Source organism: Mycobacterium sp. P2_H7 (assembly GCF_056403275.1).
On sequence record NZ_JBFUFU010000010.1, the window covers coordinates 388120 to 411294 of the forward strand.

Below are 23175 nucleotides of genomic sequence, written 5' to 3' on the forward strand. Positions count from 1 at the left end.
AAAATCGTCCATGCTGATGGAGCACGATTCGAGTGTGCCACCAACGGCCAGGCCAGCGCAAAGTGTCACTGTCCGGCGGTAAGTTTGTCCTCGATATGACTCTTGCTCCTGACACCGACAACCTGCTGGACGGCCTCAACCCGCAACAGCGCCAGGCAGTGCTGCACGAGGGTTCGCCGCTGCTGATCGTCGCCGGGGCGGGCTCGGGGAAGACGGCGGTGCTCACCCGCCGGGTCGCCTACCTGCTGGCCGCCCGCGACGCCGGCGTCGGCCAGATCCTGGCCATCACCTTCACCAACAAGGCCGCCGCGGAGATGCGCGAGCGCGTAGTGGCGCTGGTGGGTCCCCGCGCCCGCAACATGTGGGTGTCGACGTTCCACTCGACGTGCGTGCGCATCCTGCGCAACCAGGCCTCACTGATGCCCGGGCTGAACTCGAACTTCTCCATCTACGACGCCGACGACTCACGGCGGCTGCTGATGATGATCGCCAAGGACATGGGCCTGGACACCAAGCGGTACTCGCCGCGGGTGCTGTCCAACGCCATCTCCAACCTGAAGAACGAACTGATCGACCCCGACCGCGCCGTCGCCGAGCTGACCGATTCCTCCGACGACATGTCGCGCACGGTGGCCTCGGTGTTCGGCGAGTACCAGCGGCGCCTTCGGGCGGCCAACGCCTTGGACTTCGACGACCTGATCGGCGAGACGGTCTATGTGCTGCAGGCATTTCCACAGGTTGCGCAGTACTACCGCAGACGGTTCCGGCACATCCTGGTCGACGAGTACCAGGACACCAACCACGCCCAGTACATGTTGGTGCGTGAGTTGGTGGGACATGATCCAGATGACCAGGTGCCCCCCGGCGAGCTGTGCGTGGTCGGTGACGCAGACCAGTCCATCTACGCGTTCCGCGGCGCCACCATCCGCAACATCGAAGACTTCGAGCGCGACTACCCGAACGCGACAACCATTCTGCTGGAACAGAATTACCGCTCCACCCAGACCATCCTGAACGCCGCCAACGCGGTCATCTCCCGCAATGCCGGGCGGCGCGAGAAGAGGTTGTGGACCGATTCCGGCGAGGGTGAGCTGATCGTCGGCTACGTCGCCGACAACGAGCACGACGAGGCACGGTTCGTGGCGGGCGAGATCGATGCGCTGGCCGACCAGGATCAGATCAACTACAACGATGTGGCGGTCTTCTACCGCACCAACAACTCGTCCCGTGCACTGGAGGAGGTGTTCATCCGGTCCGGCATCCCGTACAAGGTCGTCGGCGGTGTGCGCTTCTACGAGCGCAAGGAAATCCGCGACATCGTGGCCTACCTTCGGGTGCTGGACAACCCCGGCGACTCGGTGAGCATGCGACGGATTCTGAACACCCCGCGCCGCGGCATCGGCGATCGCGCCGAGGCATGCGTGGCGGTGTACGCGGAGAACACCGGCGCCAGCTTCAACGACGCGCTGCAGGCAGCCGCCGAGGGCAAGGTCCCGATGCTCAACACCCGATCGGAGAAGGCGATCGCCTCCTTCGTCGAGCTGCTGGACTCGCTGCGGGGCCGGCTCGACGGTGAACTCGGCGATCTGGTCGAGTCGGTGCTCGACCGCACCGGGTACCGTCGAGAACTCGAATCGTCCAGCGACCCACAGGATTTGGCCCGGCTGGACAACCTGAACGAATTGGTCAGCGTCGCACACGAATTCAGCATCGACCTGGCCAACGCGCAGGCGTTGCGCGAAGAAGAGGACCTGGTCGACGAGGACATCCCCGACACCGGGGTGCTGGCCCAGTTCCTGGAACGCGTGTCGCTGGTGGCCGACGCCGACGGCATTCCCGAGGAGGGGTCGGGAGTGGTCACCATGATGACCCTGCACACCGCCAAAGGCCTCGAATTCCCCGTGGTTTTCGTCACCGGCTGGGAGGACGGCATGTTCCCGCACATGCGCGCCCTCGGTGACCCGACCGAACTGTCCGAGGAGCGCCGGCTGGCCTACGTCGGTATCACTCGGGCCCGGCAACGGCTGTACCTCAGCCGAGCCAAGGTGCGGTCCTCATGGGGGCAGCCGATGCTCAACCCGGAATCCCGCTTCCTGCGCGAGATTCCGGAGGACCTGATCAACTGGCGTCGGGTCGAGACGCCGGCCTCGGTGTTGAGCGCGCCACGAAGCGTCGGCCGGTTCGCCGACTCGGCGCGTCCAGCACCGGCGAAGGCACGCAACAGGCAGATCATCACGTTGGAACCCGGCGATCGGGTGACACACGACAAGTATGGACTGGGCCGGGTGGAAGAGGTATCCGGCATGGGCGAATCGGCGATGTCGCTCATCGATTTCGGCAGCGCGGGCCGGGTCAAGTTGATGCACAACCACGCGCCGGTGAGCAAGCTCTAACCCGGATGGTTCCACGGCTGGTCGGCTACCTCCGCGGGGACGGGTAGCCGCGACTCCGGAAGCGGCGGTACCGATCCCAGTGCCGCGTTCTGGTCCAGTCGCGCGCCCGCGACCCGACCCTGACCCCAGCCGACGAGTTCGCGGTATCCACCCAGCAGGCCCGCCGCGGAGACAACGGCTTCATCGGCATGGGGGCTGCCCGGCGGCACCGGTGCCGAGACGGGTGAGACATACAGGGCATCGGTGGGACAGTAGGCCTCGCACATGAAGCAGGTCTGACAATCCGACTGCCGAGCGATCACCGGAATGCCGTCCGCGCCGCGGTCGAAGACATCGGTGGGGCATACCTTCACGCAGACATCGCAGGTGATACATGCACCGGCAGAGACGATCTCGATCACGCCACGGCATCCGAGGAGAGCAGGCGCGGCGCGCGCGGATCCGGTGCGGTCCACACGGTGTCCAGCCCGCCGACCAGGATCCGATGTGGGGAGCCCTGATCCGAGCCCGGCAGATCCTCGCGGCGGTGTAGGCCCCTGGTCTCGGCGCGGGCCAGCGACGCTGCCGTGATCCACCGGGCCGCGGCCACCAGTGCGAGTGCCTGGCGTGGTTTGTAGGCGTCGCGCGGTGCGACGGGGGTGCAGCCGCCGGACAGTTGCTGCCACATCACTTCCAGTGCGGCAGCGGATTCCGTCAGTCGCGAGTGTGATTTGCGGTAGCTGCGGGTGGGGGGAAGCACGTGTTCCTGCGCGGCGCGCACCACGTCGTCGACGGACGGGGCGGCGGCACTGCCCGTCGCGGTGCGGGTGCCCCAGATAGGTGCGGGCCTGCGGCGGCGCCCGAAGTTGGCCGCCGCCTGTCCGGCGAAGGTGCCCGACGCGATGGCCCACGCCCCGTTGTGGCTGCCGCCACCACTGACCGACCCGGTGATGAGTTCCCGCGTCGCCGTGTCGCCGGCCGCATACAGGCCAGGAACCGTTGTTGCACAATCAATTCCGGTCAGGCGCAGGCCTCCGGTGCCGCGTACCGAACCCTCGTACACCATCCGCAGCGGATAGGCGGTGGTGAACGGGTCGATGCCGGCCTTGTCCAGCGGCAGGAAATAGTTGGGCTGGGCATCGCGCATCGCCTGCCGGGCATGCGCGGGGGCGCGATCCAGGCGCGCGAACACGCGGTTGCCTTTGGCCAGCTCACGCTGGGCGTCCTGCCGTCCGATCAGTCCGGGCGCGGCCTGCAGGGGACGTCCGCGCTCGTCGTAGAAGCTGGCCCACTGCAGCATCCGGCCTTTGGTGTGGGTGCCCCACTCCGGCGCAAGCGCATAGGCGGTGCAGAATTCCATACCCGAGAGCTGCGCGCCGTGCTCGGCGGCCATCAAAAGACCGTCGCCGGTGTTCACGTTCGTCCCGAAAGCACCGGACAGGAAGGCGGTTCCGCCGGTGGCCAGCACCACGGCACCCGCGGTGATGCGCCAGGGCCGCCCGCCGTCCTGGCGGGCGATCCCCGTTGCGCCGCTGATGGCCCCGTCGGCGTCGGCGACCAGTTCCGTCGCGGGGTGGTGATCGAGAAGGTGCACGCCGCGCCGGTGGGCCCTGCGGCGCATGCGGCGCATGTATTCCGGGCCCTGCAGGCTGCTGCGCTGTGGACGTCCGTCCGCGCCGGTGGGGAAGGGATAACCCCAGTCGGCAAGCTGTCCGATCTGATCCCAGGCGGTCTCCACCACCCGGTACATCCAGTCGGAGTCGGTGAGTCCGCCTGCCGCGCGTTCGCGCTCCCGGATCGACTCCTCCCGGCGTGATCCCGGGCCGACGAGCCACAGGTTGTTGCCGCCGGAGGCGGTGGCACCGCTGGTCCCGCAGTACCCCTTGTCCACCAAAATGACTCGGGCGCCGCGGTCCGCCGCCGTGATGGCGGCCCAGGTGGCCGCGGGGCCTCCGCCGATCACCAGTACATCGGTGGACCGTTCATCGGGTTCGGTCATGGCCCACCTCCTCCTTGACGCCGAGTTCGTCGAGCAGGTCACGGCGTAGGTCGGCGAAACCGTCGGACCCGCGGGTACGCGGGAATGGCAGCTCGACGCGGCGGTCCAGCGACACCTGGCCGCCGGACAGCACGACGACGCGGTCCGCGAGCAGGATCGCCTCGTCGACATCGTGGGTGACGTGCAGGACCGCCATGTTCCGGCGAGACCAGAGTTCGTGCAACAGGCGGTACATCTTGAGCCGGGTCAGCGCGTCCAAGGCGCCGAACGGCTCGTCGAGCAACAGCAGGTCGGGTTCGCGGACCAGGGCACGCGCCAGGGCAACACGTTGTGCCTCACCGCCGGACAACGACAGTGGCCATGCCGCGGCCTTGTCGCCCAGGCCGACCTCGTCGAGGGCGGCCCGCCCGCGGGCAACCCGGCTCGGGGTGTCGGGACCCGAGCCGCGCAGTGCGAAAGTGACGTTGGGCAGGGCTCGGCGCCAGGGCAGCAGCCGGGGATTCTGGAACACCACCGCACGGGAGCGCGGCACGACGACCGATCCGGTGACCGCCTCGTCGAGGCCGGCCATCGCGCGCAGCAGAGTGCTCTTGCCGGATCCCGAGCGGCCCAGCATGGCGACGAACTCCCCGCCCGCGATCTGCAGGTCCAAACCATCGAGCACCTGCTGGGCGCCGAAAGACCGCCGGAGCCCGGTGATCTGGACGACTGCGGTCACGAGACCCCGTCGAATCCGTTGCGCCACGACAGCAGCAGCCGCTCCAGTATTCGCACCAAGGTGTAGGACAGCAGGCCGGCAACCGCGTAGATGACGATCACCAACAAGGACACGTCGAATTGGAGGTTGGTCTGGGCCCGCGACATCAGGAAGCCGATGCCCTCCGTGGTGTTGATCATCTCGGCGAAGATCAAGCTCAACCATGCGCTGGAGAGTCCGAGTCTCAGGCCGACAAGGAAATTCGGCATCGCGCCGGGCAGGATCACCTGGGTGATCAGGGTGTGCCGGGGCGCCTCGACGGTCTGGGCCATCTCCACCAGTTGCCGGTCCACCCCGCGGATGCCGGAGTAGGTGTTGATGTAGATCGCGATGGCTACACCGGTGGTGATCAACACGATCTTCGGGCCCTCGCCGATACCCATCCAGATGATGAGCAGCGGGGTGAGCGCGAAATTCGGTACGGCCTTGAGGATCTGCATGGTCCAGTCGAGCAGATCCTCGCCGCTGCGGGTGAGCCCCGCCAGCACCGCCAGCGTCAGTCCGATCAGAATGCCGAGCGCGGTGCCGGTCACCACCCTGGTCGCCGAAGCGCCGACGTGCAACGCCAACTGGCCGTCGCCGAGCAGACGCCACGCGGTGGCTGCCACCTCGGTGGGCGGCGGGAACAGGTTGCGATCGAGCAACTCCGTGGCCGAGCCGGTCGCCCAGGCCGCGAGGATTGCCAGTGGTCCGATCAGTCGGCGTAGCGGGCGGGGGATGCGCGCCCACAATCCTTTTCGGTGGCCAAGCCCCGCGACCACGTCGACCAGATCCGGCCCGGCCACCCCGGTGCCGACCGTGGCCGTCGCCGTCATGATTTTGCCCCGGCCCATTCCCGGACGGAGTACTCGTTGTCGAAGGAGCCATCGGCATTGAGGAACTCATACGCCGCCGACAACTGATCGAGGCCGACTGCCGGGAATGGTTCGGTATTGAATTCCTCTGCCCGGGTGGACTTCTTGACGTAGGCGAGATCCGTGTCATCGGTCTTGGCGACCCAGGCCAGATAATCGTCGAAATGCGCGGTGATGTCGGTGTTGACCGCGGTGACCGCCCGCTGCCACACCTCGCGGAAACCGGGGTGAGCATCGGTGAACGAGGCCAGCGTGATGTTGGCGCCGGTGCTACCGAGGGCGTGCTTGGACAGGCTGTCGATGACGGGGAAACCCTTGTCCTGGAGCTCGATTGCGCTGGCTCCGGTCAGGATGGTGGCGTCGATCTTTCCGGAGCTGAGGCCGGCGATGGATTCGGGCGTCGGCACATCGCGCACCTGGATTTTACCGGTCAGACCGGCAGCGTCGATGAGCTGACGCGCGGCCCGGTCCCGGATGGTGCCCTGCGGTGCCGTGACGGCCTTGTCGACCAAACCGCCGATCTCGGTAGGGCCACCCTTGGCGCCTACCAGCCAGGCATCGCCGTTTACCGAATCCAGCGACAGCAGAACCACTTTCGGGTCACGGCTGCGGGCCCGCAGCGCGGGGTTGTCGCCGACGGCGGCTACGTCGATGGCACCGGCGAACAGCGCGGACACGACATCACTGCCGGACTGGAAGAACGAGTACTCGATCTTGTCGACGCCGGCCGCTTTCAGCTTGTCGGTCAGGATGCCCTGCCGGTCACCCCAGCCCAGGGACCCGGCGGGTGTGCCTGTCACCGAGGTCGCGCCGATGCGCAGCGTGAAACCCTTCGACGAGTTCTCCGTACTGCTGCAGGCAACGGCCGTGAGGGCCAAGGCCGCGACCACGAGAAGGTGAAACAAGCGGCGGAACATGGGAGTGGCGGCCTCCGAGACGGTTTTGGCTGGCGTGGGTGCGCACGCGAATCAATCTCAGTAGACGTCGGTGTTCGAACTGCAGGCGACCGTTTGGCTCAAGCTGACTGGAAGAGTGCTGTGTACCGGACGGTCATTCCTGGCGCGCCCACCGCGCCGTCGCAGGCGCCAATGCCAGCACGATCGCCGCGACGGGCAGCACCGGCATCGCGTACACCACGGGATGCAGCCGGGCGCCCGCGATGAACAGGCAGCCGAAGATCAGCAGGCCGATGGCCGCCCCGACGACGATGAGCAACCGACCCATCCGGTGGCGCAACAGCAGCGCGATCAGGCCACCGATCCCCGCGGCGGCGGAGATCGCGGTCAGGAATCCGATGGCCACGCAGAACAACCGGTCGGTCCGCCACCAGCCCGCGATCAGGTCGGTGGCGATGACGGCGGTGGCCCAGCCCGTCAGGATGCTCAACACCGCGGCGGCGATGGCCGTGGCCGGCCCGGCGGCGCGACGCGACGGCACCGCGCGCGGAGTGGGCCTGGGGATGTAGCTGGTCTGCTCGGACTCGGCGGGGGTGCGGACGAACGTGGTGCGATCGTCGCCGAGTACGGGTGCGACGGCCGGAAACGAGCCGGTGGGGTTCCGGCGGATGATGCTGGTGCGGGGATCCTCGGGTATGGCTTCGGGACTCACGTCATCCAACGTAGGTGCCGGGGCTAAGCCCCCGCTGGGCGAGCCACGGCACCGGGTCGATGCGGTTGCTGCCGTTGAGCAAGACTTCGAAGTGGCAGTGCGGGCCGGTGGAGTTGCCGCGGTTGCCGATGGTCGCGATCTGATCGCCGGCCATCACGCGCTGACCCACCGACACCAGCCAGGTGTTGACGTGCCCGTACAGGGTGACGGTGCCGTCGCTGTGGCGGATCTTGACCCACGCGCCGTAGCCCGCGGTCGGTCCCGCGTCGACGACGGTGCCGTCCGAGACCGCCACGATGGGCGTGCCGATCGGTCCGGCGATGTCGATGCCGGCGTGCAGGACACCCCAGCGGTAGCCGAAGCCCGACGTCCACACGCCCTTGGTGGGCATGACGAACAGCGGCCGGGATAGCCGGGCCTCGCGCTCGGCGCGCTCCTGGGCGAAGGCGGCGGCCTTGGTGATCTCCTCGGCGTGCACGGCGGAGCTGGCCGCCGGCTCGACGGTGACGATCTGCATGCCGTCCGAGGAACCGGTGATGACGCCACCGCTGATCCCGGACTGGCCGGCCGTCAGCACGGTGTCCGATGCGGTGGTGGTCGAGTCAGCGGTGCTCAGGGTGTAGGCGCCCGAGGCGGTGGCGCCGGCGGCCATGGCGGCGATCAGCAGCCGGCTCTTCACGGCGCCGACGGTCTGCTTGCGATGCGAGCCGCCACCGAGACGCTGGCCGCGGATGTCGATGATGTCGGTCTTGGCCAGGCCGTCGCTCAGATCGGTGTGGCTGTCGCGGTAGCCGCGGGTCGAACGCTTGGGTTCATCGGAGTCGACTGCCGCTTCGAACTCGGAGGGCACCGCCAACCGCAACGGCACCAGATCGTCGGTGTCGTGCATGTCGTCGAGCTCCGGGGCGGCGATGACGCGCTGCTCCTTGTCGAAGGCCGAACTATCCCGGAAATCGAGTTCATGCAGGTCACCGAACTCGTTGAACGGGATGATGTCGGTGACTTCAGCGGCAGAGAGGGGACTGCTCTTGGTGCGAGCGCTCGTCGCGGTCCCCTTGTCGGGGCGGGGCGAACTGTGCTCAGGCAACCTGCGATGTCCTTCTTTTCGTGACCTTGCCGTGATCTGGACCAGTAGGCACGTTAACCAAACCCGGATGAGGGTGGCAACCTAAGTGGGTATTCCAACCGGGATTGTGAGCTGTATCACTGGCGGGCCCCGGTGAGATATAGCACAACTCAGGTGGGCGATGCGGGTGGTCGCGCCGAGGGTCGATAAAGTGCCCAGCGAGCCGGTCTAGGCCCACACGCTGAATTGAAGTCAAACGTCAACGCAGACAGACAGGGATTTCTCAGAGCTCATGGATCTCTTCGAATATCAGGCGAAAGAGCTGTTCGCCAAGCACAACGTTCCCACTACCCCCGGCCGCGTCACCGATTCAGCCGACGACGCCAAGGCGATCGCCGAAGAGATCGGCAAGCCGGTCATGGTGAAGGCTCAGGTCAAGGTCGGCGGCCGCGGTAAGGCCGGCGGCGTGAAGTACGCGGCCACCCCCGCTGATGCGCTGGAGCACGCCTCCAACATCCTCGGCCTGGACATCAAGGGCCACGTCGTCAAGAAGCTCCTTGTTGCCGAGGCCAGCGACATCGCCGAGGAGTACTACATCTCCTTCCTGCTCGACCGCTCCAACCGCACCTACCTGGCCATGTGCTCGGTCGAGGGCGGCATGGAGATCGAAGAGGTCGCCGCGACCAAGCCCGAGCGTCTCGCCAAGGTGCCCGTCGACGCCGTCAAGGGTGTCGACCTCGCCTTCGCGCGGTCGATCGCCGAGCAGGGCCACCTGCCCGCCGAGGTGCTCGACGCCGCGGCCGTGACCATCCAGAAGCTCTGGGAGGTCTTCATCGGCGAGGATGCCACCCTTGTCGAGGTCAACCCGTTGGTGCGTACGCCCGACGATCAGATCCTGGCGCTGGACGGCAAGGTCACCCTCGACGCCAACGCGGACTTCCGCCAGCCCGGCCACGCCGAGTTCGAGGACAAGGACGCGACCGATCCGCTGGAGCTGAAGGCCAAGGAGAACGACCTCAACTACGTCAAGCTCGACGGCGAGGTCGGCATCATCGGTAACGGCGCCGGTCTGGTCATGTCGACGCTCGACGTCGTCGCCTACGCGGGCGAGCGCCACGGCAACGTGAAGCCGGCCAACTTCCTCGACATCGGTGGCGGCGCCTCGGCCGAGGTGATGGCCAACGGTCTGGACGTCATCCTGGGCGACAGCCAGGTCAAGAGTGTCTTCGTGAACGTATTCGGTGGCATCACCGCCTGCGACGCGGTCGCCAACGGCATCGTCGGCGCGCTCAAGAAGCTCGGCGACAGCGCCAACAAGCCGCTCGTCGTGCGCTTGGACGGTAACAACGTCGAAGAGGGTCGCCGCATCCTCGACGAGGCCAACCACCCCCTGGTCATCCAGGCCGAGACCATGGACGCCGGGGCCGACAAAGCCGCCGAGCTGGCCAACAAGTAAGGGAGCCGAACAAAGATGTCAATCTTCCTCAACAAAGACAGCAAGGTCATCGTCCAGGGCATCACCGGCGGCGAGGGCACCAAGCACACCAAGCTGATGCTCAAGGCCGGCACCCAGGTCGTCGGCGGCGTCAACGCCCGCAAGGCCGGCACCACGGTCGCCCACGTCGATAAAGACGGCAACGATATCGAGTTGCCGGTGTTCGCTTCGGTGGCCGAGGCCATCAAGGAGACCGGCGCCGACGTGTCGATCGCCTTCGTCCCGCCGGCGTTCTCCAAGGACGCCATCATCGAGGCCATCGACGCCGAGATCCCGCTGCTGGTCGTCATCACCGAGGGCATCCCGGTGCAGGACAGCGCGTATGCGTGGGCTTATAACGTCGAAAAGGGCGAGAAGACGCGCATCATCGGGCCGAACTGTCCCGGCATCATCACCCCCGGTGAGTCGCTGGTCGGCATCACGCCGAACAACATCACCGGCAAGGGCCCGATCGGACTGGTGTCCAAGTCCGGCACCCTGACCTACCAGATGATGTACGAGCTGCGCGATCTCGGCTTCTCCACCGCCATCGGCATCGGCGGCGACCCGGTCATCGGCACCACCCACATCGACGCCATCGAGGCGTTCGAGAAGGATCCCGAGACCAAGCTGATCGTGATGATCGGCGAGATCGGTGGCGACGCCGAAGAGAAGGCCGCCGCCTACATCAAGGCCAACGTCACCAAGCCGGTCGTCGGCTACGTCGCGGGCTTCACCGCTCCCGAAGGCAAGACGATGGGCCACGCCGGTGCCATCGTGTCCGACGGTGCGGGCACCGCGGCCGGTAAGCAGGAGGCACTGGAGGCCGCCGGCGTGAAGGTCGGCAAGACCCCTTCGGAGACCGCCGCCAAGGCACGCGAACTGCTCGCCAACCTGTAAGTCGTTCTGACGGAAAGGCCCCCGCCACATCGGCGGGGGCCTTTCTGCTGCCGGCTACAGGTGCTCGGCCAGGAACCGCTCGACGGCGTGGTACATGTCGATCTGGTTGTCCGGGTTGAGGAATCCGTGTCCCTCGTCCGCCTTGACCATGTATTCGACCTCGACGCCACGGTCGCGCAGGGCGGCCACCATGTTGTCGGATTCGGCCTGCACCACCCGGGAATCGTTGGCGCCCTGCACCACCAGCAGTGGGGTGCGGATCTGGTCGACCTTGGTGATCGGCGAGCGCGCCAGCATATCGGCTTCCTGCGCCGGGTCCGACGGGTCGCCGACGTAGAGATGCCAGTTGCTCGCCAGGAACGGCCGCGCGACGGTCGGCAGGGTGCGCATGAAGTTGGGCAGGCTGGAGATACCGACGTAGTCGATGGCCGCGGCGAAGACATCCGGGGTGAACGTCACGCCGACCAGGCTGGCATAGCCGCCGTAGGAGCCGCCGAAGATCGCCACCCGGTCCTTGTCGGCAATGCCTTGTTGCACAGCCCAATTCACCGCGTCGATCAGGTCGTCGTGCATCTTGCCCGCGAATTCACCGATGGCGGCCTTGACGAACGCCTTGCCGTAACCCGTCGATCCGCGGAAGTTGACCTGCAGCACGGCGTATCCGCGATTGGCGAGCAGTTGTACATCGGGCTGAAAAGTCCAGCAGTCGCGAGCCCACGGACCGCCGTGGACCAGCAGCACCAGCGGTAGGGGTTCGGTGCCCTCGTCGTCCGACCCCACCGGCAAGGTGAGATACGAATGCAGGGCCAGGCCGTCACGCGAGGTGATGGTCACCGGTGTCATCGGGGCGAGGGCGCGGGGGTCCAGGTGCGGGTAGGGGCGGAATAGAAGTCGGCTCTCGCCGGTGGCGTGGTCGTAAAGATAAGTGGCCCAAGGGTCGCGATCGTGGGTGAAGTTCACCACCCAGCGCCGGCCCTCGGCATCGCAGGACAGCGCCGCCAGATCGCCGTCGGAGAGCCCGGACAGTTTCTCCAACACCTCGGCGAACTCCGGGTCCAGTGCGTGGATCACCTGACGCTCCCCGTAGTACCGGGCGCCGATCAGTTCGCCGCTGCGGGAACTGAGGATCAGCGGCGAGGGCAGCATCATCTGGGAGGCGAGGTCGAGGGTGGGGTGGCTGTCCACCTCGGTCTCCGCGCCGGTGGCCACGTCGACGCGTACCAGACGGGTGCGATCGGTGCCTTCGTTGGATCCCAGCCACAGACCGGTGCCGTCGGGTGTGACGGCGATGGGGTGGATGCCCAGCGGATAGTCGGTGCCGTCGTAGGTCTTGATGCTGCGCAACGACTTTGCGCCCTTGTCCCAGCGTGACAGCTCGACGTCGCCATCGGCGGTGAGGACGGAGGTGAACAGGTCGCCGTTCTCGCTGGACAGCCAGCTGATGACGTTGCCCGGGTTCTCCGCGAGCAGGGTCAGTTCTCCGGTGGCGATATCGAGTTCGTAGGCGTCGAACAGTTCGGGGTTGCGTTTGTTGAGTTGCACGACGGCCTTTCCCGGGCGGCCCTTGAGAAGGTCGAAATCGGCCCTGGTGCCGGGGAACGGCGTCAGATCGACCGCCGGGGCTTCCGGGTCCTCGAGGTCGACGCGATAGACGTGCCAATGTTCGTCGCCGCCGTTGTCCTGCATGTACAGCAGCCACCGCGAATCATGGGTCCACCGATAGATGTACACGCTGCGGGTGTCGTCGGCTGTGACGCAGCGGGCGGATTCCTCGGAGTCGAGGTCCTGTACCCACACGTTGAGCCGGTTCTTCCACGGTGCGAGGTAGGCAATCCGGGTGCCATCCGGCGAGATGTTCGCCGCTGTGCGCTCGGGCGGGCTGAAGAACTCCTCGACGGTGATCTTCTCGGGTCGCATGGTCGTCCTTTCTCGGGGCGTGTTTGTCCGACGGGCCTGCTGGTGCGCGGGCTCGGGGTGTATTCGGTTGGGGGAGTGGGTATCAGCGCACCACCGGGCCACCGAGGCGGCCGTCGGTCGCTTCCCGGATGCCGCGGTCGATCAGCCCGTACGCCTCGTCCTGGCTGACTTTCTTTCCCTCGATGATCACGGCGCGGCCGACGTCCTCGTCGATGACGCGGAAGGCTCCGGTGACGGTGGCGGCGCAGAGCCGCACCGTGAGGTCGTCGGCCGCCAGGTCCAGTCTGTCGGCGATCACCGGGATCAGACCGCGCTCCATCTCGTCGTGCACCATCAGGTAGGCCGTCCGCAACGCCGGGTCACTGGCGGACATGGTCGCGATCCGCAAGGCGGCGACTTCATCCGCGATGTCCTGCGGTGACAGTGGGTACGTGATGGCCTCGGCTGCGAGATGCTCGATGAGGGACAACTCGTGTGGCCAGCGATGCGCCGAGGCCAGGAATCGCTCCAACGACTTGGCCAGCAGCGGCTCTACACAGCTCTCCTTGGAACGGAAGTAGCGCCAGATGGTTCTGGTGGAAAGCCCTGCCGCAGCGGCGATATCGTCACCGCTGGTCGCTGCCACCCCGTTTTCCCAGAAGAGGGCAGCCGCATGTCTGGATACGGCCAGCCGGGCCTGCGCCTGCTTGTCGCTGATCTCGACCACACCCTTCCTGTCACTTAGTGACACCACCACTGTGGCACTTGGTGACAGGTTCGTCAAGGAGTAGGCAGGCCTTCGCGGTAACGCAGGACGTGGCGCACCAGCGGTTCGGTGAGGTCATACCAGCTGGCCCGCTTGTCTCCGGTCTCCGATTTCGCTGCCGCCACCCAGCGTGCGGTGACCAGCCGGCCCAGCGCGGCCGACGCGGTCTGGCTCGAAATACCCACTGCGGCGGCAAGATCAGAGACGGTTCGCGCACCGTCGCCGCGTGCGATCTCGACGACGAGGCGTTGTTCGCCGACCGGCAGCTGCCACAGGCGTTCCTGGTACGCGGGCGTGAGCCGGTCCAGCAGGGCCGTCACCACCGGTGTCACGGCGTGCAGTCCGTCGCGGTCGGCGATGTCGGCGACCATGCGCCATACCCGTGGTGCCCCGCCGGCCAGCGATGCGATCTCGGCGACGCGGCGCAGCCCGTCGGTTGATTCCACGTAACTCGCCAGAGCGTCGTTCCCGCGCTCGCGGGCAGCCCCGGCGACGATCCGGGCCGCGTCTGCGGCGGCCAACTCGGTCAGCTCCTCGATGATGAAGGATCCGTACCAGGGCCGGCTGCGCGACGACACCCCGGGAAACAATGCCGGTGATGTCGCCAGAATCGTCACCGCGGTGGATGTTTCGACCCAGGCGCGCAGGCTGCCCTGCCCCGCCTCGCCGATGGCGTCGAACACCCGGTCCAGATTCTCGATGACGGCGAGCACCATCCTGCCGTCGGCGATATCGAGGATGACGCGTTCCAGCGCGACGACGTCGTCGCGGGCGTGCTTGGTGCCCGGTTCGTGTGCGCGCAGGAGTTCGACCAGCAGGTCCGCGTAGCTGCCGATGGCCAGGGCGTCCTCGGGAATGACAAGGGGCAGTATGGATTCGGCGTGCTCTGTCAGTGTGCGATGCAGCGTGACCCGCACCGCGTGGGTCTTGCCGCTGCCGCGGGGCCCGACGATCAGGGTGTGTGGGCGCGACCCGTCGGCAGAGGCGGTGCCGAGGCGAGCGACGAGTCGCGCCAACAGGGCTTCCCGGCCGACCGTGCGTGCGTCGAGGTCCGCGGCGTCGGCGGTGCCGGGGCTGTACAGGGGAGCGCTCATGGTCGCGCCATCATCGTCGCAGTGCCCGCCAGGCGCGCTGCACCAGTCCGGATGCGAACGAGTCGTCGTCGCCATGGCGGCGTAGATAGTGATCCTGCTCCAGGCGCTCGATGAACGACACCAGCCGGTCGCGCTCCCGCACGGGCGACCCTTCGCTGCTGAGCAGTTGCAGAACTGTGTTGACGCCCAACGGTTCCGGGGCGTGGGCGTAGATGTCCAGCAACCCGGCGATGGCCGGTGCGTCCTCGCCGTAGTAATGGCGCAACCGGTCCCGGTAGTGCCGGAGATCCCATGGATCATGTGGGTCGGTGATGGCCGCATCGAGAAGCAGCGGGATGCGTTCGGCGCTCACCGGCTCGCCGAGCCGAGCGGCCGCGGCCACCAGATGCTGGATGTAATAGGGCACGTTCTCGGCCGCGCCGGCGATGGCCGCGGCTACCGCATGAGCGTCGGTGGTGTTCACCTGGGCACCCAGCAGGAGGCACTCGGCCAGGTAGGTGGCGTGATCGTGCCGGATCGGCCCGACCGTCACCTTGCGGATGTCGTTGACCGAACTCAGGGCCTCGCCGGAAATGTGGTGGAAGCCGATCGATCCCGACAGCACCGTGGCCAACCGGCCGGCGTGGTCCTGGCGCAGCCTGCGGAGGAGATGCAGGAAGCCGTCTCCGCCGCCCGCCTTCTCGCGTTCGAGATTGCGGGCCAGCACGGTGACCTCGTCGATGAACAACACCAGCGGCCCGTCGGCGGTGCGAGCCACCGACCGTTGGAGCAGGTCGTCGAGCGCGGCTTCGGCGCGGGCTCGTTCGAACCGCACCGGGCCGGTTCCGAAGGCGATCTTCCAGCGGTCGACCTCTTGGCGCAGCGTGGTGTCGAGTCGGCCGAGTTCACCCGCGAGGGCGGAGATGAACTCGGCATAGGACTGTCGTTCTGCGCTGACCGAGATGACGGTCAGCCCACTCTGGCGTGCGGTGTGGGCGACCAGGCGGGACAACGACGTCTTGCCGTGCCTGCGGTCACCGACCAGCGCGGCGCCGCCGTCCGGAAGGCTCGCCAGGATCTCCTGCTGCTCCCGAACCCGGCCGACGACATTCTCCGGTGGCACCACACCACCCACCACCAGGGACATCGGACGAACGGGCCAGGACATGTCGGTCATCCTACGTCCATGTTGTTGTACGTCGGAATAGACGTACAACAATTATGACGCGTAATAGCCCGGGAAATTGGAACGTGTTCCGGTTTTCCATTAGCCTGGCGAATTAACACGCGTCAGGAGATTTGCCATGGTCGATCCACGCACCCCCGTCATCGTCGGGGTCGGACAGTTCACCGAGCGGCTCGGCGATGCCGGCTACCGCGGGATGTCCTCGGTGGACCTGGCCGCCGCCGCAACCCGCGCCGCGCTGGAGAACACCGACGCCGACGCCACGGCCGTCGCGCGATCGATCGACGTGTTCGTCGGGCTCCGGCAGTTCGAGATCTGTACGCCGTTCTCGGAGGCGCCGCTGGGCTGTTCGGACAATTACGTGCGCTCGGTCGCGGCACGTGTTGGTGCCGACCCGGCCCGCGCCGTGCTCGAACCGTTGGGCGGGCACGGCTCGCAGAAGGTGGTGACGGAGTTCGCGGGTGCCATCGCCGCCGGCCATGCCGAGGTGGTGCTGGTACTGGGGTCCGAGAACGGCTCCACGCTGCGGTATTTCGCCGACCGTGACGACAAGCCGGATCATTCCGAGCAGGTCGGTGGTCAGCTGGAGGACCGCGGGTACGGATTCGACCAGTACATGAACGAGTACACCGCCACGCACGGACTCACCGGCGCGCCGGTGCAGTACGGGTTGCTGGACAACGCCCGGCGGGCCCGGCTGGGGGTGTCGGTCGATGACTACCGGCAGGCGATGGCCGAACTGTTCGCGCCGTTCTCCAAGGTCGCTGCCAAGAACCCGTATTCGTCGGCGCCGACCGAACGTTCTGCCGACGAGTTGGCCACCGTCACGGCCGCCAACCGGATGATCTGCGATCCGTACCCGCGCCTGATGGTGGCCCGCGATCAGGTGAACCAGGGCGCCGCGATCCTGGTGATGTCGGTGGCGGCGGCCCAGCGACTCGGGGTGCCCGAGGAGAAGTGGGTCTACCTGCGCGGGCACGCCGATATGGTCGAGCAGCCGCTGCTGGACCGGGCGGATCTGAGCACCAGCGCGTCTGCGGAACTGGCAGTGGCCGAGGCGCTTCGGGTCGCCGGCATCGGGCTGGCGGATGTGTCCACCTTCGATCTGTACAGCTGCTTCCCCTTCCCGGTGTTCACCGTGTGCGATACGGCAGGGCTGGCCACCGATGATCCGCGGGGGCTGACGCTGACCGGTGGTCTGCCGTTCTTCGGTGGCCCGGGCAACAGTTATTCACTGCACGGAATCGTCGAGACCGTCCACGAGATGAGGGACAGGCCAGGTCAATTCGGTCTGGTCGGCGCCAATGGCGGTGTGATGAGCAAGTATTCGGTCGGGGTCTACTCCGCCGACCCGGCCGAATGGGTGGCCGATCGCAGCCGCGACCTGCAAGCCCAGATCGACGCCCTGCCGACGGTCTCCGTCACCCGCCATCCCGACGGAATCGGCACCATCGAGACCTACTCGGTGCGCTACGACTGGACGCCGCCCACCGGGATCATCATCGGCCGCCTGGATGCCGACGGATCGCGCTTCATGGCGACGAGCACGGACGAGACGCTGGTGGCTCTGCTGTCCGACGGCGAGCCGCTCGGCGCAAGTATCTCGGTACAATCAACCGAGAACGGCAACCGCGCGACACTGGCCTGACGGCCAGCAAACACGTCCCCGCGGCCGTGTCGGCGCCACCGTCGCGCACCCGGACAGCGAAGCCGAATTACATTCTCGCTGATCCGAATTCGGTCAGGTGAGCAGGAATCGATCATGTAGTGCCGCGAGCAGTCGGCGTGCCTCGTCGACGCGGGTGTGCTGGCGGGTCAATCCGTCCGGACGTTTGGCGTCGGCCGGGTGGCTGCGCTTCCACTTCTCCTCGGCGGCGACGGCATACGCGCTCAATTCGGCGATCTCGGCCTCCAGGAGTGCCGCGAAAAGGCGGGCCTGCGCGGCGTCGGCCGTGCCGGGGTGCGATCTCCTGGCGGCCACGAGCACCGGCCGGGTGGGGATGCGGTATTCGTATTCGTCCGAGATCGGGGCGACTGACATGGGTGCATCGTTGGGTCTGAACCGGTGGATGTCCTGTGGGTTCTGCCATGCCTTCGTCGATCGACGTTCACCCGGAGGTCACCAAAAAGACGGCTGGAGGCTACCTTTCCGTCGGCCCAGCAAACCTACGGATCGACGGGATAGCGGCTGGGGATCGCGATGCGGTTCCAGGCGTTGATGACCACGGCCAGCCACTCGACCGCGGAGATCTCGTCGTTCGTCAGGTGGGCGGCCGCGTCTTCATAGATCGCATCGGGTAGTTGCCCGTCCGCGATCAGAGTGATGGCCTCCACCAACGCCAGCGCGGCCCGTTCCTTGACGTCGAAGTAGCCGGTCTCCCGCCAGGCCGGGAGCACCGCGATCCGATCGGCCGACTCGCCGTCGGCCGCGGCGTCCTTCGCGTGCATACGGACGCAGAACGCGCACTGGTTGAGCTGCGAAGCCCGCAGGCGCAACAGGTGCGCGAACCCGGTGGCGATGCCCGCCTTCTCGACCACCTCGGAGGCGAGCCGGTCGAGTCCGGCGACGGCGCGATACAGCTCGGGCGCGGATTTCCCGAGATTCACTCGTTGGGTCATGGCCCGTATTCTGCACCGCACGGGTTGGGCCCGAATGGAATTGGCGCCAACGAGTTGTGTCAGACGAGGGCGGCGAGCTTGCCGGCCAAGCGCTCGACGTAGGCGCCGACCTCCGCCTCGGACTTGTCCGGCAGGCCGAACAGCACTTCGGTGACGCCGAGTTCGCGCCAGTGCGCCAGCTTGTCCGCGTCGGGCTTGAAGTCGAGCGCGACGATCTGGGGTGCCGCGTCGCGGCCTGCCGCGGCCCAGGTGTCCTGCAGCAGCTTCACCGGCGCGTCGATGTCGAAGTCGCGCGGCGTGGTGATCCAGCCGTCGGCGGACTTTGCGATCCACTTGAAGTTCTTCTCGTTGCCCGCGGCGCCGACCAGGATGGGGATGTGCGACTGCACCGGCTTCGGCCACGCCCAGCTGGGGCCGAAGTTGACGAACTCGCCGTCGTACTCGGCTTCTTCCTGGGTCCAGAGCGCGCGCATGGCCTCCAGGTATTCGCGCAACATGGTCCGGCGCCGCCCCGGCGGCACCTTGTGGTCGGCGAGTTCGTCTGTGTTCCAGCCGAATCCGACACCCAGGCTGACCCGGCCGCCGGACAGGTGATCCAGCGTGGCGATCGACTTGGCCAGCGTGATGGGGTCGTGCTCGACGGGTAGGGCCACCGCCGTCGACAGCCGGACCCGATCGGTCACCGCGGCCACGCCACCGAGGGACACCCACGGATCCAGCGTGCGCATGTAGCGGTCGTCGGGCAGCGTCTCGTCGCCGGTTGTCGGGTGGGCGGCCTGGCGCTTGATCGGGATATGCGTGTGCTCGGGCACGTAGAAAGTCGTGAAGCCGTGATCATCGGCGAGCTTGCCGGCGGCGGCCGGGGCGATGCCACGGTCGCTGGTGAAGAGTACGAGCCCATAGTCCATGGCAAGAATTAGAACGTGTTCTAGTCCGTAGAGCAAGGCCGGGGTGTCACCTGCGGCCGGTATGACCGCAGGAAGGGTGCGTGCGACGGGTTCGGCAGGGTTGTCCGGCGGCGCCGGAATTGGACGCGGCGATGCCCGCCGGGGTGCCGACAGTTCTCAGGATCAGTCCGATCTATACCCGTGACGACGCGGTGCGACCGGGCTGGAATCAGCCGTCATGAGCACTGAACGGATTGCCGATCACGTCAAGTTCGCCTATTGGGTGCCCAATGTCAGCGGTGGTCTGGTGACCAGTGATATCGAGCAGCGCACGGACTGGAATTACGAGTACAACAAGAAGTTGGCGCAGACCGCGGAGAACAACGGGTTCGAGTATGCGTTGTCGCAGGTGCGGTACGAAGCCAGCTACGGTGCGGAGTTCCAGCACGAGTCGACCAGTTTCAGCTTGGCGTTGCTGTTGGCCACGGAGCGGTTGAAGGTGATCGCGGCGGTGCATCCGGGGTTGTGGCAGCCGGCGGTGCTGGCCAAGTTGGGCGCGACCGCTGATCACCTCTCGGGTGGGCGGTTCGCGGTGAATGTGGTGTCGGGGTGGTTCAAGGACGAATTCACCCACCTGGGTGAGCCGTGGCTGGAGCACGACGAGCGTTATCGGCGCAGTGCGGAGTTCCTGCAGGTGCTGCGCAAGATCTGGACCGAGGACGATGTCGACTTCCGCGGCGATTTCTACCGGATCCACGATTTCACGCTGAAGCCCAAGCCGTTGAACACCCCCGAGCGTCCCAACCCGGAGTTGTTCCAAGGGGGTAACTCGACGGCGGCGCGGCGCAACGGTGGGTTGTACGCGGATTGGTATTTCTCCAACGGGAAGGACTTCGCGGGTCTCACCGAGCAGGTGGTGGAGGTGCGTGATCATGCCCGGGAGGTGGGCCGTGAGGTGCGGGTGGGGTTGAACGGTTTCATCATCGCCCGCGATACCGAGAAAGAAGCCCGAGACACCCTGCGCGAGATCATCGCCAAGGCCAACAAGCCGGCGGTGGAGGGGTTCCGTGGGGCGGTGCAGCAGGCCGGTAACTCGACAGGTGACAAGAAGGGCATGTGGGCCGATTCGTCGTTCGAGGACCTGGTTCAGTACAACGACGGATTCCGGACCCAGCTGATCGGAACCCCGGAGCAGATCGCCGAGCGGATCGCCGCGTACCGCAAACGTGGGGTGGATCTGATCCTGGGTGGCTTCCTCCACTTCCAGGAAGAAATCGAGTACTTCGGCAAGCACGTCCTGCCCCTCGTCCGCGAAATCGAAGCGTCCGAAGACCACACGGTCGACGCCCCGGTGCTCGTATCGGCTTGACGTCTCTCACAAGTGGGTGCGCTAGCGTGGGTGGTCGAGATCGCTGACACAGGAGAGTCATGACCTACCCACCCGGTAGTCCCGGATATCCGCCCGCCCAGCAGAGCAATCAGTACGCCGCTCCGACCCAGCAGTTCGGAAAGCCCGCCGATCCGGCGGGTCCGTCCAAGCTGCCGATCTACCTGTTCGCCGCGGTCGCGGTGCTCGGACTGCTGACGTACGCGTTCAACTTCGGCCCGTTGCTGACGATCACGAGCTCGGATTTCCCGCAGTTCGGGAGCGCCAGCGGCAGCACCATCGGCATCGGCCTGGCCGTCGCCGCCTCCGTGCTCGCCGGACTGATCGCCGCGGTGGGCCTGCTGCCCAAGCAGAAGGTGTCCGCCGGTGTGGTGGCGGCCATCGCGCTGCTGTCGTTCCTGCTGGTCCTCGGCGAGGTGATCAACGCGCCGCAGGGTGTGACCATCGGCTGGGCGCTGTACCTGGTGATCATCAGCACCGTGCTGCAGGCGGGCGTCGCGATCGCGGCGCTGCTGCTGGAATCCGGCATCATCACCGCCCCGGCGCCGCGCCCGCAATACGAGCAGTCCTACGGGCAATACGGTGCGCCGTACTATGGCCAGCCGGGCCAGCCCGGAGCGCCCTACGGCCCGCCTCAGGGTCAGCCGCAGCAGCAGGGCCGACCCGGCTACGCGCCGCCGTCGCAGTATGGCGGCGGATACCCGGGACAGAACACCGGCGGTTTCTCCGCCGTCCCGGCACCCGGCCACCAGAGCGGCCCGCCGACGCCGCCCACCGGCTTCCCCGCGTTCGGGCAGCCGCAGCCGGCCGGCTCCTCGGAGCCGACCACCGCGGTCCCCATGCAGCCGCACGCCGCGTCCTCACAGCAAGCCGGGCCGCCGCCGTCGTAGTCTGGGCGTCGCGCGTCCGGCGGTCGGGTGCGTGAGCGCCGGCGAGGAGCGACCCAGCTAGTGGACAACCGTTCGGTCGACACCCGACAGGCACGTGACCTGCTGCGCGTCGCGTTCGGTCCGTCCGTGGTCGCCCTCGGGATCATCGCTGCCGTGACGTTGCTGCAGCTGCTCATCGCCAACAGCGATATGACGGGTGCCTTCGGCGCCATCGCCAGCATGTGGCTGGGCGTGCATCAGGTGCCGGTGTCGATCGGCGGGCGCGAGCTCGGCGTGATGCCGCTGCTTCCGGTGCTGCTGATGGTGTGGGGTACCGCACGGACGACGGCCGCGGCTTCGGCCCGGTCGTCGTGGTTCGTCATCCGCTGGGTGGTGGCCTCCGCGCTCGGCGGTCCGCTGCTGATCGCGGCGCTGGCGCTGGCGGTGATCCACGATGCCTCCTCGGTGCTCACCGAACTTCAGACACCGAATGCGGGGCGCGCCTTCGCCGGCGTGCTCGTGGTGCATGCCGTCGGCGCTGTCATCGGCGTGATCATCACCGGCAAGCTGCAGACCCTTCCATGGCTCCCGCGCTGGCTGCCCGACGCGCTGCGCGCGGCGGGTGCCGGTGTGCTCGCGCTGCTCGGACTGTCCGGCGTCGTCGCGGTCGGATCGATGGTCGTGCACTGGGGCACCATGCACGACTTGTTCGGGATCACCGACTCGATGTTCGGCCAGTTCAGCCTGGCGGTGCTGTCCGCGCTCTACATCCCCAACGTGATCGTCGGCACCGCGGCGGTGGCCGTCGGATCGAGCGTGCATGTCGGGCTGGCCACTTTCAGCTCGTTCACCGTGCTCGGTGGGGACATCCCGGCGGTGCCCGTGCTGGCGGCTGTGCCGACACCACCGTTGGGACCCATCTGGGTCGCGTTGCTGATCGTCGCCGCGGTCGCCGCGGTGGCACTCGGCCAGCAGTGCGCCCGGCGCCCGGTGCCGTTGCCTGCGGCCGCGGCGAAACTGGTGGTGGCCGCGGCACTCGCCGCGGCGGTCATGGCGTTGCTCGGGTACGCCGGCGGCGGACGCCTCGGCAACTTCGGCGACGTCGGGGTCGACCAGGTCACGTTCGCGCCCGCGGTGTTCCTGTGGTTCGTGTCCATCGGTGGGCTCACCGTGGCGATGGCCGGCGGTCTGGCGCGGCGACCCAAAACGGTCAAGCCGGTGCCGGTGCCTGTGTCGGAACCCGACCCTGAGCCCGAACCCGATGACGCCGTCACCGTGGTGTTCGGTGATCCCGAAGAACTCCAGATGATCGCCGAGCCCGAGGCGGCGGAACCGATCGACGAGCCGGAGCCGCCGCTCGACGTTGAGTTCGATCCGGCGTTTGATCCGGGGTTGGATCCGGAAGAGCACTTCCTGGCCGACGGGGATCCGGCCGAAAAGCCCCGCGAGCAGGGCGACTAGG

The 23175-nt window shown here is 67.1% G+C and carries 21 protein-coding genes; 7 read left to right on the forward strand and 14 right to left on the reverse strand.

The features are described from left to right. Window positions 1-95: 95 nt before the first annotated feature. Window positions 96-2393: a DNA helicase PcrA gene (gene pcrA / locus AC1DY7_RS17255; RefSeq protein ID WP_477494910.1), complete on the forward strand. Its 2298-nt coding sequence runs from the start codon at window positions 96-98 to the stop codon at window positions 2391-2393. Here pcrA and AC1DY7_RS17260 read toward each other — a convergent pair. The 7 genes from AC1DY7_RS17260 to AC1DY7_RS17290 all read right to left on the reverse strand — a co-directional run bounded on the left by AC1DY7_RS17260 (window position 2390) and on the right by AC1DY7_RS17290 (window position 8677). Then, a complete protein-coding gene (locus AC1DY7_RS17260; protein WP_477494911.1) occupies window positions 2390-2794 on the reverse strand; it encodes a 4Fe-4S dicluster domain-containing protein in 405 nt (134 codons plus the stop codon). The genes pcrA and AC1DY7_RS17260 overlap by 4 nt on opposite strands. Beyond that, window positions 2791-4371 (reverse strand): FAD-binding protein, encoded by a 1581-nt coding sequence (locus AC1DY7_RS17265; protein WP_477494912.1) that lies wholly within the window; start codon window positions 4369-4371, stop codon window positions 2791-2793. Before AC1DY7_RS17265 ends, AC1DY7_RS17260 begins: the two co-directional genes overlap by 4 nt. Then, on the reverse strand, window positions 4355-5089 hold the full coding sequence (locus AC1DY7_RS17270) for an ABC transporter ATP-binding protein (RefSeq protein ID WP_477494913.1): 735 nt from the start codon (window positions 5087-5089) through the stop codon (window positions 4355-4357). The genes AC1DY7_RS17265 and AC1DY7_RS17270 overlap by 17 nt, the downstream gene beginning before the upstream one ends. After that, entirely contained in the window at window positions 5086-5961 is an 876-nt protein-coding gene (locus AC1DY7_RS17275) for an ABC transporter permease (protein ID WP_477494914.1), read from the reverse strand. The genes AC1DY7_RS17270 and AC1DY7_RS17275 overlap by 4 nt, the downstream gene beginning before the upstream one ends. After that, window positions 5940-6899, reverse strand: a complete 960-nt coding sequence (locus tag AC1DY7_RS17280; RefSeq protein WP_477494915.1) for an ABC transporter substrate-binding protein — start codon at window positions 6897-6899, stop codon at window positions 5940-5942. Before AC1DY7_RS17280 ends, AC1DY7_RS17275 begins: the two co-directional genes overlap by 22 nt. A gap of 133 nt (window positions 6900-7032) precedes the next feature. Next, a complete protein-coding gene (locus tag AC1DY7_RS17285) occupies window positions 7033-7599 on the reverse strand; it encodes a hypothetical protein (protein ID WP_477494916.1) in 567 nt (188 codons plus the stop codon). Then, window positions 7592-8677 carry a M23 family metallopeptidase gene (locus AC1DY7_RS17290; RefSeq protein ID WP_477494917.1) on the reverse strand — a complete coding sequence of 362 codons (1086 nt, stop codon included), beginning with the start codon at window positions 8675-8677 and terminating at the stop codon, window positions 7592-7594. Before AC1DY7_RS17290 ends, AC1DY7_RS17285 begins: the two co-directional genes overlap by 8 nt. A 271-nt stretch (window positions 8678-8948) precedes the next feature. Between AC1DY7_RS17290 and sucC the strand changes: the two genes are divergently transcribed. After that, window positions 8949-10112: an ADP-forming succinate--CoA ligase subunit beta gene (sucC, locus tag AC1DY7_RS17295; protein WP_477494918.1), complete on the forward strand. Its 1164-nt coding sequence runs from the start codon at window positions 8949-8951 to the stop codon at window positions 10110-10112. Window positions 10113-10127: 15 nt separating this feature from the next. After that, window positions 10128-11030 carry a succinate--CoA ligase subunit alpha gene (gene sucD, locus AC1DY7_RS17300; protein ID WP_477494919.1) on the forward strand — a complete coding sequence of 301 codons (903 nt, stop codon included), beginning with the start codon at window positions 10128-10130 and terminating at the stop codon, window positions 11028-11030. A 54-nt stretch (window positions 11031-11084) separates the two neighbouring features. On the opposite strand, the gene AC1DY7_RS17305 is transcribed toward sucD, so the two are convergent. The 4 genes from AC1DY7_RS17305 to AC1DY7_RS17320 form a co-directional block, all read right to left on the reverse strand. Continuing rightward, window positions 11085-12947, reverse strand: a complete 1863-nt coding sequence (locus tag AC1DY7_RS17305; protein WP_477494920.1) for a S9 family peptidase — start codon at window positions 12945-12947, stop codon at window positions 11085-11087. 82 nt (window positions 12948-13029) lie between these two features. Next, window positions 13030-13653 carry a TetR/AcrR family transcriptional regulator gene (locus AC1DY7_RS17310; RefSeq protein WP_477494921.1) on the reverse strand — a complete coding sequence of 208 codons (624 nt, stop codon included), beginning with the start codon at window positions 13651-13653 and terminating at the stop codon, window positions 13030-13032. 53 nt (window positions 13654-13706) lie between these two features. After that, window positions 13707-14786: a MarR family transcriptional regulator gene (locus AC1DY7_RS17315; protein WP_477494922.1), complete on the reverse strand. Its 1080-nt coding sequence runs from the start codon at window positions 14784-14786 to the stop codon at window positions 13707-13709. Window positions 14787-14796: 10 nt separating this feature from the next. Then, window positions 14797-15912 (reverse strand): ATP-binding protein, encoded by a 1116-nt coding sequence (locus tag AC1DY7_RS17320; protein WP_477495064.1) that lies wholly within the window; start codon window positions 15910-15912, stop codon window positions 14797-14799. 157 nt (window positions 15913-16069) lie between these two features. On the opposite strand from AC1DY7_RS17320, the gene AC1DY7_RS17325 reads away from it, so the two are divergent. Further along, entirely contained in the window at window positions 16070-17599 is a 1530-nt protein-coding gene (locus tag AC1DY7_RS17325) for an acetyl-CoA acetyltransferase (RefSeq protein ID WP_477494923.1), read from the forward strand. 93 nt (window positions 17600-17692) lie between these two features. Here the strand turns inward: AC1DY7_RS17325 and AC1DY7_RS17330 are convergent, their stop codons facing one another. The 3 genes from AC1DY7_RS17330 to AC1DY7_RS17340 all read right to left on the reverse strand — a co-directional run bounded on the left by AC1DY7_RS17330 (window position 17693) and on the right by AC1DY7_RS17340 (window position 19478). Further along, on the reverse strand, window positions 17693-17992 hold the full coding sequence (locus tag AC1DY7_RS17330; protein WP_477494924.1) for a hypothetical protein: 300 nt from the start codon (window positions 17990-17992) through the stop codon (window positions 17693-17695). A gap of 125 nt (window positions 17993-18117) precedes the next feature. After that, window positions 18118-18570 (reverse strand): carboxymuconolactone decarboxylase family protein, encoded by a 453-nt coding sequence (locus tag AC1DY7_RS17335; protein WP_477494925.1) that lies wholly within the window; start codon window positions 18568-18570, stop codon window positions 18118-18120. A gap of 59 nt (window positions 18571-18629) precedes the next feature. Further along, on the reverse strand, window positions 18630-19478 hold the full coding sequence (locus AC1DY7_RS17340; RefSeq protein ID WP_477494926.1) for an LLM class F420-dependent oxidoreductase: 849 nt from the start codon (window positions 19476-19478) through the stop codon (window positions 18630-18632). A gap of 217 nt (window positions 19479-19695) precedes the next feature. On the opposite strand from AC1DY7_RS17340, the gene sfnG reads away from it, so the two are divergent. Genes sfnG through AC1DY7_RS17355 form a run of 3 tightly spaced genes read left to right on the forward strand, consistent with a single transcriptional unit; the run spans window position 19696 to window position 23174 of the window. After that, window positions 19696-20826 (forward strand): dimethylsulfone monooxygenase SfnG, encoded by a 1131-nt coding sequence (gene sfnG, locus AC1DY7_RS17345; protein WP_477494927.1) that lies wholly within the window; start codon window positions 19696-19698, stop codon window positions 20824-20826. A 59-nt stretch (window positions 20827-20885) separates the two neighbouring features. Further along, window positions 20886-21734, forward strand: a complete 849-nt coding sequence (locus AC1DY7_RS17350) for a DUF5336 domain-containing protein (RefSeq protein WP_477494928.1) — start codon at window positions 20886-20888, stop codon at window positions 21732-21734. A 60-nt stretch (window positions 21735-21794) separates the two neighbouring features. After that, window positions 21795-23174, forward strand: coding sequence for a cell division protein PerM (locus tag AC1DY7_RS17355; protein ID WP_477494929.1), 1380 nt, complete (start codon window positions 21795-21797; stop codon window positions 23172-23174). The last annotated feature ends 1 nt before the right edge of the window (window position 23175 follow it).

Excerpts from the sequence above, each read along its gene's own strand:
- sfnG (WP_477494927.1), top strand. The coding sequence starts at position 19,696 with ATGAGCACTGAACGGATTGCCGATCACGTCAAGTTCGCCTATTGGGTG.
- AC1DY7_RS17280 (WP_477494915.1), bottom strand. The coding sequence starts at position 6,899 with ATGTTCCGCCGCTTGTTTCACCTTCTCGTGGTCGCGGCCTTGGCCCTC.
- AC1DY7_RS17265 (WP_477494912.1), bottom strand. The coding sequence starts at position 4,371 with ATGACCGAACCCGATGAACGGTCCACCGATGTACTGGTGATCGGCGGA.
- AC1DY7_RS17350 (WP_477494928.1), top strand. The coding sequence starts at position 20,886 with ATGACCTACCCACCCGGTAGTCCCGGATATCCGCCCGCCCAGCAGAGC.
- pcrA (WP_477494910.1), top strand. The coding sequence starts at position 96 with ATGACTCTTGCTCCTGACACCGACAACCTGCTGGACGGCCTCAACCCG.
- sucD (WP_477494919.1), top strand. The coding sequence starts at position 10,128 with ATGTCAATCTTCCTCAACAAAGACAGCAAGGTCATCGTCCAGGGCATC.
- AC1DY7_RS17315 (WP_477494922.1), bottom strand. The coding sequence starts at position 14,786 with ATGAGCGCTCCCCTGTACAGCCCCGGCACCGCCGACGCCGCGGACCTC.
- AC1DY7_RS17275 (WP_477494914.1), bottom strand. The coding sequence starts at position 5,961 with ATGGGCCGGGGCAAAATCATGACGGCGACGGCCACGGTCGGCACCGGG.
- AC1DY7_RS17325 (WP_477494923.1), top strand. The coding sequence starts at position 16,070 with ATGGTCGATCCACGCACCCCCGTCATCGTCGGGGTCGGACAGTTCACC.
- AC1DY7_RS17320 (WP_477495064.1), bottom strand. The coding sequence starts at position 15,912 with ATGTCCCTGGTGGTGGGTGGTGTGGTGCCACCGGAGAATGTCGTCGGC.
- AC1DY7_RS17330 (WP_477494924.1), bottom strand. The coding sequence starts at position 17,992 with ATGTCAGTCGCCCCGATCTCGGACGAATACGAATACCGCATCCCCACC.
- sucC (WP_477494918.1), top strand. The coding sequence starts at position 8,949 with ATGGATCTCTTCGAATATCAGGCGAAAGAGCTGTTCGCCAAGCACAAC.
- AC1DY7_RS17340 (WP_477494926.1), bottom strand. The coding sequence starts at position 19,478 with ATGGACTATGGGCTCGTACTCTTCACCAGCGACCGTGGCATCGCCCCG.
- AC1DY7_RS17305 (WP_477494920.1), bottom strand. The coding sequence starts at position 12,947 with ATGCGACCCGAGAAGATCACCGTCGAGGAGTTCTTCAGCCCGCCCGAG.
- AC1DY7_RS17335 (WP_477494925.1), bottom strand. The coding sequence starts at position 18,570 with ATGACCCAACGAGTGAATCTCGGGAAATCCGCGCCCGAGCTGTATCGC.